Source organism: Hydrogenophaga borbori, assembly GCF_003417535.1.
Taxonomy (GTDB): domain Bacteria; phylum Pseudomonadota; class Gammaproteobacteria; order Burkholderiales; family Burkholderiaceae_C; genus Hydrogenophaga; species Hydrogenophaga borbori.
The window spans coordinates 308,649-322,388 of record NZ_QVLS01000002.1; the positions used below are offsets into that span (position 1 = coordinate 308,649).

Sequence of the window (13,740 nt, forward strand, 5' to 3'; positions counted from 1 at the left end):
CACCGCGGTATGCGGCACGGAGGGTCGCCCCGTGACATTGCCCGCGCTCGACCTGCTGATGCTGCCGCTGCGCGAGCCCGAGCGCCTGGGCTCGCTCACGCCGGGCCAGTGGGACCTGCTGGTGCGCCAAGGCCGCCGCGCCGATCTGCTGGCCCGCATGGCCGAGCGCATCGACGCCGCCGGCCGCTGGGCGGACGTGCCGCCTGAGGTGGCGCGCCACCTGTGGTCCATGCAACTGCTGGCGCGGCGCCAGCACGAGGAACTGCGGCACGAGACGCAGCAACTGCTGCGCGTGTTCGGGCAGGCCGGTCTGCCGCTGGTGTTGCTCAAAGGCGCGGCCTACGTGCTGCAGGGCTTGCGCGTGGGCGAGGGGCGCATGGTGTCGGACATCGACATCCTGGTGCCGCGCGAGCGCCTGGCCGAAGTGGAGTCGGCGCTGATGCTCAGCGGCTGGGTCAGCACCAACACCAATGCCTACGACCAGCGCTACTACCGCACCTGGATGCACGAGCTGCCACCCATGCGCCACCTGCGCCGGGGCACGGTGCTGGATGTGCACCACGCCTTGGTGCCGCTGTCGGGCCGGCTGCGGGCCGATCCTTCGGCCATGCTGGGCGACATCCGCCCCATCCCCGGCCACCCGGGCGTGCACGCGCTGGCACCCGTGGACATGGTGTTGCACAGCGCCGCGCACCTCTATGCCGAAGGCGAACTGGAGCTGGGTTGCCGCGGCCTGCTGGACATCGAGCTGCTGGTGGGCGAGTTCGGGCAAGACCCCGCGTTCTGGCCCGCGCTCACCGCGCGCGCCACGGCGCTGCACTGGGAGCGTCCGCTGGCACAGGCCCTGGTTTATCTGGACGAGCTGCTGCGCACCCCGCTGCCGCCCGAGGCGCGCGACTGGGCCGCGCGGGCGCACCGCCGCTGGGCACCGGGCTGGCGCGGCCGCCTGCTCGACGCCATGTACCGGCGCGCGCTGCGCCCCGACCACCACTCCCTGTCGGACCACTGGACCGCGCTGGCCCGCGCCGGCCTGTATGTGCGCGGCCATTGGCTGCGCATGCCGCCCTGGCTGCTGGCCGGACACCTGGCCCGCAAGTCGCTGATGGCGCTGCGGGCGCCGCGTGGCGCCACGGAGAACTGACATGGACAGGCGCCACTGCCTGGGTTTGATTGGTGCCCTGCCGCTGTGGGGGATGCCCGGCGCTGCGCGGGCCGCGCTGGCCGATACCGTGGCGCGCATGAAGCCTTCGGTGGTGTTGGTGGGCACCTGGCGCGAGACCGACAGCCCGCGCTTCCAGCTGCGTGGCAGCGGCTTCCTGGCCGGCCGGCCCTCTCAGGTGGTGACCTGCGCACACGTGCTGCCCACCCAGGAGGACGGCGCGCCGCCCGCGCAGCTGGTGGCGCAGGTGTGGCAGCGCGACGGCGGCTGGTCGCTGCGCCAGGCCCGCGTGCTGGACACCGAGCGCCACGGCGACATCGCCTTGCTGGGCATCGACGGTCCGCCCGGGCCGCTGGCGGCACTGGGCGATTCGGCGTCGGTGCGCGAGGGCGACGACCTGGCCTTCATGGGCTTTCCCATCGGCAACGTGCTGGGCTACGCGCACGTGGTGCACCGGGCCATGGTGTCCAGCATCGCGACCTCGGTGCCGCCGAGCCCGGACGCCGATCGCCTGCGTGGTCCGGCGATCCGTGGCGCGCGCGAAGGCGCCTTCGATATCTTCCAGCTCGACGCCGTGGCCTACCCGGGCAACAGCGGGGGGCCGCTGTTCCGCCCGGACACGGGAGAGGTCGTGGGCATGATGAACATGGTGCTGATCAAGGGCACGCGCGAGTCGGCGCTGAGCCAACCCTCGGGTATCGCCTACGCCATCCCTTCGGCGCGTGTTCGCGAACTGATGAGGACCCAGCGATGACGGCCGAGCGCGTCGATGCGGTGGTGGTGGGAGCCGGCGTGGTTGGCCTGGCCGTGGCGCGCGCGCTGGCGCAGGCCGGCCGCGAGGTGCTGGTGCTGGAACGCGAGGCGGCCATCGGCACCGGCACCAGTTCGCGCAACAGCGAGGTCATCCACGCGGGCATTTACTACCCCGCAGGCTCGCTCAAGGCCCGGCTGTGCGTGCAGGGCAAGCGGGCGCTGTACGCCTACGCGGCCGAGCGCGGCATCGCGCACCGGCGCTGCGGCAAGTTGATCGTGGCGAACACGCCCTCGCAGCTGGCGGGACTGCCGGGCATCGTGGCGGGCGCGGTGGCCAACGGCGTGGACGACCTGGAGATGCTCTCGCGCGACGCGGCGCGTGAACGGGAGCCTGCGCTGGAGTGCCTGGGCGCGGTGCTCTCGCCGTCCACCGGCATCGTCGACAGCCATGCGCTGATGCTTTCGCTGCAGGGCGACCTGGAGGCCGACGGCGGCATGGTGGTCTGCTACAGCGGCGTGCGCGAGATCGAACGCCAGGGCGACGCCTGGCTGATCGTGTCCGAGGACGGCACGCCGCTGCTGGCGCGCACCCTGGTCAACAGCGCCGGCCTGCACGCCTGCGAGCTGGCCGGCCGCATCGCCGCGCTGCCCGCCGGCAGCGTGCCGACGCCGCGCTACGCCAAGGGCAGCTACTTCACGCTTGCCGGCCGTTCGCCGTTCCAGCGGCTCATCTATCCCGCGCCCGAGCCCGACCAGCACTTGGCCGGCCTGGGCGTGCACCTCACGGTGGACCTGGGCGGGCAGGCCAAATTCGGGCCTGACGTGCAGTGGGTGGACCGCGCCGACGACCTGGTGGTCGACCCCGCCCGCGGCGAGGGCTTCTACGCCGCCGTGCGACGCTACTGGCCGGCGCTGCCCGACGGCGCACTGCAGCCGGGCTACGCCGGCCTGCGGCCCAAGATCAGTGGCCCCGGCAAGCCCGCGGCCGACTTTCTGATCCAGGGCCCCGCGCAGCACGGGCTGCCGGGGCTGGTCAACCTCTTCGGCATCGAATCGCCGGGGCTGACCAGCTGCCTGGCCATCGGCGAGCGGGTGCGCGAGATGCTGGCCGGCTGAGCGGGTGCAGCTTCAGCGCTTGAGCGCCGCGATCGCCTTGGCCGATTCGTAGACCAGCGCCGGGCCCTGGTAGATCAGGCCGGTGTAGATCTGCACCAGGTCCGCGCCCGCCTCGATCTTGCTCAGCGCGTCGCGCGCGCTCAGCACGCCGCCCACGCCGATGATTGGAAACGAGGCCCCCAGGGCCGTTCGCAGGGCGCGGATCACGCGGTTGCTGGCCTCCAGCACCGGCGCGCCCGACAGGCCGCCGGCTTCCTCGGCGTGGCGCAGGCCCTTCACGGCCTCGCGCGACAGCGTGGTGTTGGTGGCGATCACCCCCAGCTCGCCGCTGGCCTGGCCGTCGGCGCGGCAGCCGTGGCGGCGCAGGGTCTCGGCAATGACGCCGATCTGGGCCTCATCCAGGTCGGGCGCGATCTTCACGAACACCGGGATGCGGCGCTGGTGCCGCTGCGCCAGCTGTTCGCGCCGCTCCATCACCGCGCCCAATAGCGCGTCCAGCGCAGCGTCGCTCTGCAGGCTGCGCAGGTTCTGCGTATTTGGGCTGGAGATGTTGACGGTGACGTAGTCGGCGTGTGGGTAGACGCCGTCCAGGCAGGTGAGGTAGTCCTCGGTGGCGCGCTCGATCGGCGTGCTGGCGTTCTTGCCGATGTTCAGACCCAGCCGCATGGGCGTGGCGCCGCCGTCGCGGCGAAAGCGCGCGCGCTGCACGTTGGCCAGGAAGGCGTCAAGGCCGTCGTTGTTGAAGCCCAGCCGGTTGATCAGGGCCTGGCGCTCGGGAAGGCGGAACATGCGCGGCTTGGGGTTGCCGGGCTGGCCCTTGGGCGTGACCGTGCCCACCTCCACGAAGCCGAAGCCCATGGCGGCCAGGCCGTCGATGCAGCGCGCGTTCTTGTCCAGGCCCGCCGCCAGGCCCACGCGGTTGGGAAACTGCAGGCCGGCGAGCGTGAAGGGGTCGCTCACGCGCGGCTGGCTGTACAGGCAGGTGAGCGGCGAGTGCTGCACGCGGGCGATGGCGCCCAGCGTCAGTTCGTGGGCGGCCTCGGGGTCCAGGCCGAACAGGAAGGGGCGCGCCGCGCCGTAGGGAAAGAGTGACATCGGATAATCCGCGGTTTTTCGACCAACCCCGGATTCTCGCAAATGACCCAGGACGAACTCAAAACGCTGGTGGGCCAGGCCGCCCTGCACTACGTGACGCCCGGCGAGGTGGTCGGCGTGGGCACGGGCTCCACGGTGAACAAGTTCATCGAGGCCCTGGCCAGCATGAAGGACCGCGTGCCCGGCGCGGTGTCCAGCTCCGAGGCCTCCACCGCCCGGCTCAAGGCCATCGGCATCCCGGTGCTCGAGGCCAATGAGGTGGGCGAGCTCTCGGTCTACATCGACGGCGCCGACGAGATCGACCCGCGCGGCCACATGGTCAAGGGCGGCGGCGCCGCGCTGACGCGCGAGAAAATCGTGGCGGCCCAGTCGCGCCGCTTCGTCTGCATCGCCGACGAGTCCAAGCTGGTGCAGACCCTGGGCGCGTTTCCCCTGCCGGTGGAGGTGATCCCCATGGCCACGGCGCGCCTGGTGCGCCAGTTCGCGGCCCTGGGCGGCCAGGCCCGGGTGCGCCTGAAGGACGGCCAAGCCCTGGTGACCGACAACGGCCAGCACATCCTGGACGTGACCGGCCTGCGCATCACCGACCCGCTCGCCTTCGAGAGCGAGGTCAATCAGTGGCCGGGGGTGGTGACGGTGGGCGTGTTCGCCCACCAGAAAGCCGCCGTGTGCCTGCTGGGCACGCCGGCGGGGGTGAAGACCCTGAACTTCTGAGCGCGGCTCAGAAGCGGATGCCGGCCGGGTTGGTGACCGGCGGCTGCACCGGGGTCTCGGCGGGCGCGGGCTGAGGGGCGGCGGTGCCGTCGGCGGACGCTTCGCCCGCTGGGGTGGGCGAACCCGGCGCCGGCGTGGCGGCCACCAGCGGCGCAGGTGCCGGGCGGCGGTAGTTGGACGGCAGGGCCGACTGCTTGGGGTAACCCGCCGCATCGAGGTACTGCGTCCACTCGGTTTCGAGGTAGCCGCGCAGCTTCTGGCCGCCGATGGTCAGCAAGGGGAGGGTGGCGTCGCTGTTGAGGCGGCGCAAGGCCTGCACATCGTCGGCGGTGTTCACCGTCTTTTCGGTGTACGGAACGCCGCGCGAGTTGAGCAGGTTGCGGCCGGTGTTGCAGGGCGCGCAGCTGTCGCCGGTGTAAAGCACCACGGGATAGCGCGAGGCGATCTGGCGCAGCTCGTACGGCAACTGGCCCCCCCCGCCGGCCGAGGTGGCCGGGGCGCTGCCGCTGGCGCCCGGCTGAGGGCGCGCCGAGGCGCTGGGGGGCGGCTGGTCGGAGAAGGTGACGCGGCCGTCCGGGCCGACGATGCGGTGGACCCCCTGGGCCATGGCCGGCAGCGCGGCCAGCAGGGCCAGGGCGGTGGTGACACGGGCGGCGGCGGAGCGCTTCTTCATCTTCGTCCCTCGGTTCTTTGGGCTGGTCGGCGGCCGGCGCGCGGGTTCAAACCATGCCTTGGTGCCGCAGCAGGGCGTCGATCGATGGCTCGCGGCCGCGGAAGGCCTTGAACGATTCCATCGCAGGGCGGCTGCCGCCGGCCTCCAGAATCGACTGACGGTAGCGCCGGCCCGTCGCAACGTCCAGGGTGCTGCGACCCTGTTGCGCCGCGGCCTCCTCGAAGGCGGCGTAGGCGTCGGCGCTCAGCACCTCGGCCCACTTGTAGCTGTAATAGCCGGCCGCGTAGCCGCCCGCGAAGATGTGGCTGAAGGTGTGCGGCGTGCGGCTGTAGGCGGGCGGCTGCAGCACCGCCACGTCGTCGCGGACGCGGTTGAGCAGGGTGAGGATGGCCGCACCGTCCGCTGGCGGTGGGGTTTCGCTGTGCAGCAGCATGTCGAACAGGGCGAACTCCACCTGGCGCAGGGTCTGCAGGCCGCTTTGGAAGTTCTTGGCGGCCAGCATCTTGTCGAACAGGGCGCGCGGCAGCGGCTGACCGCTGTCCACATGGGCGGTCATGTGCTTGAGCACGTCCCACTCCCAGCAGAAGTTCTCCATGAACTGGCTGGGCAGTTCCACGGCGTCCCACTCCACGCCGCTGATGCCCGAGACGTCGCGCTCGTTCACCTGGGTGAGCATGTGGTGCAGGCCGTGGCCGAACTCATGGAAGAGCGTGATGGCGTCGTCGTGCGTGAGCAGCGCCGGCTTGCCGCCCACGCCCTCGGCGAAGTTGCAGACCAGGTGGGCCACGGGCGTCTGCAGGGCGCGCGAATCGGGGCGCAGCCAGCGGGCGCGCACGTCGTCCATCCAGGCGCCGCCGCGCTTGCCGGTGCGCGCGCCAGGGTCCAGGTAGAACTGGCCCACGAGCTGGCCACCGCGCTCGATGCGGTAGAACTCCACGCCCGGGTGCCAGACCGGCGCGCTGTCGCGGCGGATGGCCACCTCGAACAGCGTCTCGACGATCTGGAACAGGCCGGCGAGCACCTTGGGTGCCGTGAAGTAGGGTTTGACTTCCTGTTCGCTGAAGGCGTAGCGTGCCTCCTTGAGCTTTTCACCGATGTAAGGCCAGTCCCAGGCCTGGGGGTCGGCGATGCCCAGGTGATCGGCCGCGAAGGCGCGCAGGTCGGCCAGGTCTTGTTCCGCGAAGGGGCGGGCCTTCGTCGCCAGGTCGCGCAGGAAAGCGCTCACCTGCTCGGGCGACTCGGCCATCTTGGGCACCAGCGAGACGTCGGCGAAGTGGCGGTGGCCGAGCAGGCGCGCTTCTTCGTGGCGCAGGGCCAGCAGCTCGACCATGAGGGCGGTGTTGTCGAAGCGCGCGAGCTCGGCCGGGGCCTGATCGCTGGCGCGGGTGACGTAGGCGCGGTAGAGCTTTTCGCGCAGCGCGCCCGAGCGGGCGAACTGCATCACCGGCAGGTAGACCGGCATCTTCAGGCTGAGCTTGTGGTCCGTGCGGCCTTCGGCGCGCGCCGCGGCGGCGGTGGCCTGGACCACGTCCTCGGGCACGCCGGCCAGTTCATCGGTGTCCACGTACAGCGCGAAGGCGTCGGTGGCGTCCAGCGCGTTCTCGCTGAATTTCTGCGCCAGTTCGGCCGCGCGTTCCTGGATGGCAGCGAAGCGGTCCTTGGCGGCGCCCTGCAGCTCGGCGCCGCCCAGCACGAAGCCGCGCAGCGCGTTGTGGTGGGCTTGGGCCTGCTCGGCCGTGAGCGAGGCCGGGTCCATGGACTTGTATTTGGCGTAGAGCCGCTCGTCGGCGCCCAGGCGGGTCCAGAACTCGGTGACCTTGGGCAGGGCCGCGTTGTAGGCGGCGCGCAGCGCCGGGGTGTCGGCCACGCTGTTGAGGTGGCTCACCGCCCCCCAGGCCCGCGACAGGCGCTCGGTCGCCACGTCCAGGGTGCCGGCCATGGCGGCCCAGTCGGCGGGAAAGCCGGCGGCCGTCACCGCCTCCAGCGCGGCGCTGGCCTGGTTCAGCAGCTCATCGACGGCCGGGCCCACGGTGTCGGGGGTGATGGCGTCGAAGCGCGGCAGGCCGCTGAAATCGAGCAGGGGGTTGAGCTGGGCGGGGTCTTGGCGGACGTTCATGGCGGCTCAGATGGGTGGCGGCGGGCGGGAGTTCAAGCCATCGGCGCGAGCGGGCGCTCAGCCGGCGGTCTTCTTGACACTCTTTTTGCGGACTTTGGCGCGCTTGACCTGGCCGCCGGGCGTGATGCGCTGGTTGCCCAGCACCTTCACGACCTTGACCTCGGGTTTCTGGCCGGGGCGCTTGCCGAACTTGAGCACCTTCACCTCGCGCGGACCGGGTTTGCGGTCTTCGTCGGCGGGGCGGGCTTTTTCGGGCAGGGGGCGCCAGAGCACCAGCAGCTTGCCGATGTGCTGGATCGGCGCGGCGTCGAGGGCCTCGGACAGCTCGGCCAGCATGGCCTCGCGCGCGGCGCGGTCGTCGTTGAGCACGCGGATCTTGATGAGGCCGTGCGCCTTGAGCGCGGCATCGGCTTCCTTGCGCACGGCGGGGGTAAGACCGTCGTTGCCGATGTGGACCACGGGGTCGAGGTGGTGGGCCTCGGCGCGGTGGACCTTGCGTTGGGCGGGCGTGAGGGTGATGGAGGGCATGGGAGAATTATCGTTTACCACCCCCGAGCACGCATGGGCATCAAGGTCCGCACCCAGAGCAAGAAGGTCAACAAGGCCTGGCTCAACGAGCACGTGAACGATCCTTACGTGCGCCTGGCCCAGAAAGAGGGCTATCGCGCCCGGGCCGCCTACAAGCTCAAGGAAATCGACGAAACCCTGGGCCTCGTGAAGCCCGGCATGGCCGTGGTCGACCTCGGCAGCGCCCCGGGCGCCTGGAGCCAGTACCTGCGCCGCCGCCTCAGCCCGCAGGGGGCGGCGCTCGGCCAGCTCAACGGCACCATCGTCGCCCTCGACCTGCTGCCCATGGAACCGGTGGAGGACGTGCTCTTCATCCAGGGCGACTTCCGCGAGGCCGAGGTGCTGGCGCAGCTGGAGGCCGCGCTGGCCGAGCGCGGCCTGGCCCAGCTCGACCTGGTGGTGTCGGACATGGCGCCCAACCTGTCGGGCGTGGCCGACGCCGATGCCGCCCGCATCGAGCACCTGATCGAGTTGGCCGTGGATTTCGCCCGGGCCCACCTCAAGCGCGAGGGCGCGCTGGTGGTCAAACTCTTCCACGGCGGGGCCTATGACCCCATGCTGGCCCTGTTCCGGCAGAACTTTCGGGTTGTCAAGGCGATCAAGCCCAAGGCCAGCCGCGACAAATCCGCCGAAACCTTCCTCGTTGGGCTGGGTCTGAAGGGCTGAACCGCCCGTTCGTCCGATGAGTGGGCGGTGCGGCAGGGGCCAAGCCAAGACGCCCATTGACATTTCCACGTCACCGACGAACGGCAGGGGGACTTGAAAGTCCTAGAATGCCTTGCATATGCGTGCAAATGCGCGCGTGCGCACCCAGGAGCAGCAGTTGAACAACCAGTGGTTCTCGAAAATCGCCGTGTGGATGGTCATCGCCATGGTGCTCTTCACGGTCTTCAAGCAGTTCGACGGCCGTTCGACCGCAGGCGCGGGGTACATCGGGTACTCCGAGTTCCTTGACCAGGTCAAGGCCCGCCAGATCAAGAGCGCCACCATCCAGGAAGGCCAGGGCGGCACCGAAATCGTGGCCGTCACCCAGGACGACCGGCGCGTGCGCACCACCGCCACCTACCTCGACCGGGGCCTGGTCGGCGATCTCATCAACTACGACGTCAAGTTCGACGTGCGCCCGCGCGAAGAAGGCTCGCTGCTGATGACCCTGCTGGTGAGTTGGGGCCCCATGCTGCTGCTGATCGGCGTCTGGATCTACTTCATGCGGCAGATGCAGGGCGGGGGCAAGGGCGGTGCCTTCAGCTTCGGCAAGAGCAAGGCGCGCATGCTCGACGAGAACAACAACACCGTGACCTTCGCCGACGTCGCGGGCTGCGACGAGGCCAAGGAAGAGGTGAAGGAGGTCGTCGATTTCCTGAAGGACCCGCAGAAGTTCCAGAAGTTGGGTGGGCGCATCCCGCGTGGCCTGCTGCTCGTGGGGCCGCCGGGCACCGGCAAGACCCTGCTGGCCAAGTCCATCGCGGGTGAGGCCAAGGTGCCGTTCTTCAGCATCTCGGGCTCCGACTTCGTGGAGATGTTCGTTGGCGTGGGCGCGGCCCGCGTGCGCGACATGTTCGAGAACGCCAAGAAGAACGCTCCCTGCATCATCTTCATCGACGAGATCGACGCGGTCGGCCGCCAGCGCGGCGCCGGCCTGGGCGGGGGCAACGACGAGCGCGAGCAGACCCTCAACCAGATGCTGGTCGAGATGGACGGCTTCGAGACCAACCTGGGCGTGATCGTGGTGGCCGCCACCAACCGCCCCGACATCCTTGATGCCGCGCTGCTGCGCCCGGGCCGCTTCGACCGCCAGGTCTACGTGACGCTGCCCGACATCCGCGGCCGCGAGCAGATCCTCAACGTGCACATGCGCAAGATTCCGCTGGGTACCGACGTGAACGCCGCCATCATCGCGCGCGGCACGCCGGGCATGAGCGGCGCCGACCTGGCCAACCTCTGCAACGAGGCCGCGCTGATGGCCGCCCGCCGCAACGCGCGCACGGTGGAGATGCAGGACTTCGAGAAGGCCAAGGACAAGATCCTCATGGGCCCCGAGCGCAAGAGCATGGTCATGCCCGAGGAAGAGCGCCGCAACACGGCCTACCACGAGGCCGGCCATGCGCTCATCGGCAAGCTGCTGCCCAAGTGCGACCCGGTGCACAAGGTCACCATCATTCCGCGAGGGCGCGCGCTGGGCGTGACCATGAGCCTGCCCGAGAAAGACCGCTACAGCTACGACCGCGAGTACATGCTCAACCAGATCAGCATGCTGTTTGGCGGCCGCATCGCGGAAGAGGTGTTCATGAACCAGATGACCACCGGCGCCAGCAACGACTTCGAGCGCGCCACGCACATCGCGCGCGACATGGTGATGCGCTACGGCATGACCGACGCCCTGGGTCCGATGGTTTACGCCGAGAACGAGGGCGAGGTCTTCCTGGGCCGCTCGGTCACCAAGACGACCAACATCTCCGAGCAGACCATGCAGAAGGTCGACTCCGAGGTGCGCCGCATCATCGACGAGCAGTACGCCGAGGCGCGCCGCCTGATCGAGGAGCACGCCGACAAGATGCACGCCATGGCCAAGGCCCTGCTCGAATGGGAGACCATCGACGGCGAGCAGCTTGATGACATCATGGCCGGCAAGCCGCCGCGTCCGCCCAAGGACTGGACGCCGCGCAACCCCGTGGGTGGCGGCGGCAACGGTGGTGGCTCGTCCACCGTGACGCCCGACCCGGCGCCCAACGCGGCCTGATCGCCAAGACACCCACACCACCCGAACGGGGCCCTCGCCGGCCCCGTTTTCTTTTCCCGCCCACGTGCCCGCCATGCGCTGGACCACCGCCCGCTTCGATATCGACCTCACCGAGCCCCGCGTGATGGGCATCGTCAACGTCACGCCCGACTCCTTCTCCGACGGCGGTCAGCACGCCAGCGCGCGCGCGGCCATCGTGCATGCCGAGCGGCTGGTGGCCGAGGGCGCGCACCTGCTGGACATCGGTGGGGAGTCCACCCGCCCGGGCAGCCAGCCCGTGCCGCTGGAGGAGGAACTGGCGCGCGTGCTGCCCGTGCTGCGCGAGGCCTTGCGCCTGAACGTGCCCCTGTCCGTGGACACGAACAAGCCGGAGGTGATGCGCGCCGTGCTGGACCTCGGCGCCGACATCGTCAACGACATCTGGGCCCTGCGCCAGGGCGATGCGCTCGGGGTGGTGGCTGCCCATCCGCGCGCGGGCGTGTGCCTGATGCACATGCACCGCGATCCCTCGACCATGCAGGTGGCGCCGCTGGAGGGCGACGTGCTGCCCGTGGTGCGCGGCTTCCTGCGCGAGCGCGCCCAGGCCTTGCGCGAGCGCGGCGTGGCGCGCGAGCGCATCGTGCTCGATCCCGGCATCGGTTTCGGCAAGACGGTGGCGCAGAACTTCAGCCTGCTCGCGCGCCAGGCCGAGCTGCTGGACGAGGGGTATCCACTGCTGGCGGGCTGGTCGCGCAAGTCCTCGCTGGGCGCGGTCACGGGCGTGCAGAGCCCCGCCGAGCGCGTGCACGCGAGCGTGGCCGCTGCGGTGCTGGCGGTCGACCGTGGTGCGCGTGTGCTGCGCGTGCACGACGTGCGCGCCACGGTCGAGGCCCTCAAGGTGTGGCAGGCCTCACGCTGAGGGCGGCCGTTCGCCCCGGGGGATCGCGATAATCAAAAGGTCACACAAAACAAGCCATTCCCAGGAGAACAAGACATGGCCCGGCAGTACTTTGGCACCGACGGCATCCGCGGCACCGTCGGTCAAGCCCCGATCACCCCCGATTTCGTGCTGCGCCTGGCGCACGCGGTGGGCCGGGTGCTCAAGCGCACCGAGACCCACCCCACGGTGCTGATCGGCAAGGACACGCGCATTTCCGGCTACATGCTCGAGGCCGCGCTCGAGTCGGGCTTCAACTCGGCGGGCGTGGACGTGGTGCTGCTGGGGCCGGTGCCCACGCCGGCGGTGGCCTATCTCACGCGCGCGCAGCGCGCCAGCCTGGGCGTGGTCATTTCGGCCAGCCACAACCCCTTCGCGGACAACGGCATCAAGTTCTTCAGCGCGCAGGGCACCAAGCTGCCCGACCAGTGGGAGCTCGATGTCGAGGCCGCGCTGGACGAGCCCCCGGTCTGGGTGCCGGCGGCCGGCCTGGGCAAGTCGCGCCGGCTCGACGACGCCGCAGGCCGCTACATCGAGTTCTGCAAGAGCACCTGCCCGCAGAACCTGAGCCTCAAGGGCCTGAAGATCGTGGTCGACGCGGCGCACGGCGCGGCGTACCACATCGCGCCCGCCGTGTTCCACGAGCTGGGGGCCGAGGTGGTCAAGATCGGCTGCTCACCCGACGGCCTGAACATCAACGCCGGGGTGGGTGCCACCCACCCCGAGGCCTTGCTGGCGGCGGTGCGCGAGCACGGTGCGGACTACGGCATCGCGCTCGACGGCGACGCCGATCGCCTGCAGATGGCCGACCGCCACGGCCGGCTCTACAACGGCGACGAGCTGCTCTACCTGATGGTGGCCGACCGCCTGGCGCGCGACGAAGACGTGCCCGGCGTGGTGGGCACGCTCATGACCAACATGGCGGTGGAGGTGGCGCTCAAGGCGCGCGGCGTGCGCTTCGTGCGCGCCAAGGTGGGCGATCGTTACGTGCTCGAAGAGCTGGAGCGCCATGGCTGGATCCTCGGCGGCGAGGGTTCGGGCCACCTGCTGGTGCTCGACCGCCACTCCACGGGCGATGGCCTGGTCTCGGCCCTGCAGGTGCTCTATGCCTGCGTGGGCAGCGGCAAGACGCTGGCGCAGCTGCTGACCGACGTGACCCTGTTTCCGCAGACGCTCATCAACGTGCGCCTGCAGCCCGGGCAGGACTGGAAGACCAATCAGCGCCTGGCCGACGCCACGCAGGCCGTGGAGGGCGAGCTCGGCGAGGCTGGCCGCGTGCTGATCCGTGCCAGTGGCACCGAGCCGCTGCTGCGCGTCATGGTGGAGGCGCGCGACGCCAGCGTGGCCAAGGCCAGCGCCGAACGCCTCGCCGAGGCCGCGAGGGCCGCCTGATGCCGGCCGCTTTCTCGGTGCGCCCCGCCGACTACGGCCGCCCCAGCGATGCGCGCGCCATCGTGGCCCTGCTCGACGCCTACGCCAGCGACCCGGCCGGTGGCGGCGAGCCCCTGAGCGACTTTGCCCGCTCGCGGCTGGTGCCCGAGCTCGCGAGCCGGCCCCAGGCCTTCAGCGTGCTCGCCTTCGATGGCGAGGCCGCCGTGGGCCTGGTCAACTGCATCGAGGGGTTTTCCACCTTCAAGTGCCTGCCGCTGGTGAACGTGCACGACGTGGCGGTGCTCGCCAGCCACCGCGGCCGCGGCATCGCCGAGGCCATGCTGGTCGAGGTGGAGCGCCTCGCGCGCGAGCGCGGCGCCTGCAAGCTCACGCTGGAGGTGCTATCGGGCAACGCGCCCGCCATGCGGCTGTACCAGCGCGTGGGCTTCGAGGGCTACCAGCTCGATCCCGCGATGGGGACCGCGCAGTTCCTGCAGAAGTGGCTGGACTGAGGCGCAGG

Annotated in this window: 13 protein-coding genes; 9 read left to right on the forward strand and 4 right to left on the reverse strand. The window is 70.5% G+C overall.

The window, feature by feature from the left end; translation table 11 throughout:
* Positions 1–31 precede the first annotated feature (31 nt).
* The 3 genes from DY262_RS04410 to DY262_RS04420 are packed head-to-tail and all read left to right on the forward strand — an operon-like array spanning position 32 to position 3,028.
* On the forward strand, positions 32–1,141 hold the full coding sequence (locus DY262_RS04410) for a nucleotidyltransferase domain-containing protein (RefSeq protein ID WP_147326177.1): 1,110 nt from the start codon (positions 32–34) through the stop codon (positions 1,139–1,141).
* A 1-nt stretch (position 1,142) separates the two neighbouring features.
* Positions 1,143–1,913: a S1 family peptidase gene (locus tag DY262_RS04415; RefSeq protein WP_116957766.1), complete on the forward strand. Its 771-nt coding sequence runs from the start codon at positions 1,143–1,145 to the stop codon at positions 1,911–1,913.
* Positions 1,910–3,028, forward strand: coding sequence for an NAD(P)/FAD-dependent oxidoreductase (locus tag DY262_RS04420; RefSeq protein ID WP_116957767.1), 1,119 nt, complete (start codon positions 1,910–1,912; stop codon positions 3,026–3,028). The genes DY262_RS04415 and DY262_RS04420 overlap by 4 nt, the downstream gene beginning before the upstream one ends.
* A gap of 12 nt (positions 3,029–3,040) precedes the next feature.
* Here the strand turns inward: DY262_RS04420 and DY262_RS04425 are convergent, their stop codons facing one another.
* On the reverse strand, positions 3,041–4,123 hold the full coding sequence (locus DY262_RS04425) for a quinone-dependent dihydroorotate dehydrogenase (RefSeq protein WP_116957768.1): 1,083 nt from the start codon (positions 4,121–4,123) through the stop codon (positions 3,041–3,043).
* A gap of 42 nt (positions 4,124–4,165) precedes the next feature.
* Between DY262_RS04425 and rpiA the strand changes: the two genes are divergently transcribed.
* Positions 4,166–4,837, forward strand: a complete 672-nt coding sequence (rpiA, locus tag DY262_RS04430) for a ribose-5-phosphate isomerase RpiA (RefSeq protein ID WP_116957769.1) — start codon at positions 4,166–4,168, stop codon at positions 4,835–4,837.
* Between the two features lie 7 nt (positions 4,838–4,844).
* Here rpiA and DY262_RS04435 read toward each other — a convergent pair whose 3' ends face one another.
* Genes DY262_RS04435 through DY262_RS04445 form a run of 3 tightly spaced genes read right to left on the reverse strand, consistent with a single transcriptional unit; the run spans position 4,845 to position 8,154 of the window.
* Positions 4,845–5,510, reverse strand: a complete 666-nt coding sequence (locus tag DY262_RS04435; RefSeq protein ID WP_116957770.1) for a glutaredoxin family protein — start codon at positions 5,508–5,510, stop codon at positions 4,845–4,847.
* Between the two features lie 46 nt (positions 5,511–5,556).
* Positions 5,557–7,626: a M3 family metallopeptidase gene (locus tag DY262_RS04440; protein ID WP_116957771.1), complete on the reverse strand. Its 2,070-nt coding sequence runs from the start codon at positions 7,624–7,626 to the stop codon at positions 5,557–5,559.
* Positions 7,627–7,683: 57 nt separating this feature from the next.
* Positions 7,684–8,154 carry a YhbY family RNA-binding protein gene (locus tag DY262_RS04445; protein ID WP_116957772.1) on the reverse strand — a complete coding sequence of 157 codons (471 nt, stop codon included), beginning with the start codon at positions 8,152–8,154 and terminating at the stop codon, positions 7,684–7,686.
* 39 nt (positions 8,155–8,193) lie between these two features.
* On the opposite strand from DY262_RS04445, the gene DY262_RS04450 reads away from it, so the two are divergent.
* The 5 genes from DY262_RS04450 (at position 8,194) to DY262_RS04470 (ending at position 13,732) form a co-directional block, all read left to right on the forward strand.
* Positions 8,194–8,859 (forward strand): RlmE family RNA methyltransferase, encoded by a 666-nt coding sequence (locus DY262_RS04450; RefSeq protein WP_116958002.1) that lies wholly within the window; start codon positions 8,194–8,196, stop codon positions 8,857–8,859.
* A 157-nt stretch (positions 8,860–9,016) separates the two neighbouring features.
* On the forward strand, positions 9,017–10,933 hold the full coding sequence (gene ftsH / locus DY262_RS04455) for an ATP-dependent zinc metalloprotease FtsH (RefSeq protein ID WP_116958003.1): 1,917 nt from the start codon (positions 9,017–9,019) through the stop codon (positions 10,931–10,933).
* A gap of 73 nt (positions 10,934–11,006) precedes the next feature.
* A complete protein-coding gene (folP, locus tag DY262_RS04460) occupies positions 11,007–11,831 on the forward strand; it encodes a dihydropteroate synthase (protein ID WP_116957773.1) in 825 nt (274 codons plus the stop codon).
* 75 nt (positions 11,832–11,906) lie between these two features.
* Positions 11,907–13,241: a phosphoglucosamine mutase gene (gene glmM / locus DY262_RS04465; protein ID WP_116957774.1), complete on the forward strand. Its 1,335-nt coding sequence runs from the start codon at positions 11,907–11,909 to the stop codon at positions 13,239–13,241.
* Positions 13,241–13,732, forward strand: coding sequence for a GNAT family N-acetyltransferase (locus DY262_RS04470; protein WP_116957775.1), 492 nt, complete (start codon positions 13,241–13,243; stop codon positions 13,730–13,732). Before glmM ends, DY262_RS04470 begins: the two co-directional genes overlap by 1 nt.
* Positions 13,733–13,740 lie beyond the last annotated feature (8 nt).

Bases quoted from the DNA above. Each gene is read 5' to 3' on its own strand.
- DY262_RS04415 (WP_116957766.1), top strand. From the start codon at position 1,143: ATGGACAGGCGCCACTGCCTGGGTTTGATTGGTGCCCTGCCGCTGTGG.
- DY262_RS04420 (WP_116957767.1), top strand. From the start codon at position 1,910: ATGACGGCCGAGCGCGTCGATGCGGTGGTGGTGGGAGCCGGCGTGGTT.
- DY262_RS04425 (WP_116957768.1), bottom strand. From the start codon at position 4,123: ATGTCACTCTTTCCCTACGGCGCGGCGCGCCCCTTCCTGTTCGGCCTG.
- rpiA (WP_116957769.1), top strand. From the start codon at position 4,166: ATGACCCAGGACGAACTCAAAACGCTGGTGGGCCAGGCCGCCCTGCAC.
- DY262_RS04435 (WP_116957770.1), bottom strand. From the start codon at position 5,510: ATGAAGAAGCGCTCCGCCGCCGCCCGTGTCACCACCGCCCTGGCCCTG.
- DY262_RS04440 (WP_116957771.1), bottom strand. From the start codon at position 7,626: ATGAACGTCCGCCAAGACCCCGCCCAGCTCAACCCCCTGCTCGATTTC.
- DY262_RS04445 (WP_116957772.1), bottom strand. From the start codon at position 8,154: ATGCCCTCCATCACCCTCACGCCCGCCCAACGCAAGGTCCACCGCGCC.
- folP (WP_116957773.1), top strand. From the start codon at position 11,007: ATGCGCTGGACCACCGCCCGCTTCGATATCGACCTCACCGAGCCCCGC.
- glmM (WP_116957774.1), top strand. From the start codon at position 11,907: ATGGCCCGGCAGTACTTTGGCACCGACGGCATCCGCGGCACCGTCGGT.
- DY262_RS04470 (WP_116957775.1), top strand. From the start codon at position 13,241: ATGCCGGCCGCTTTCTCGGTGCGCCCCGCCGACTACGGCCGCCCCAGC.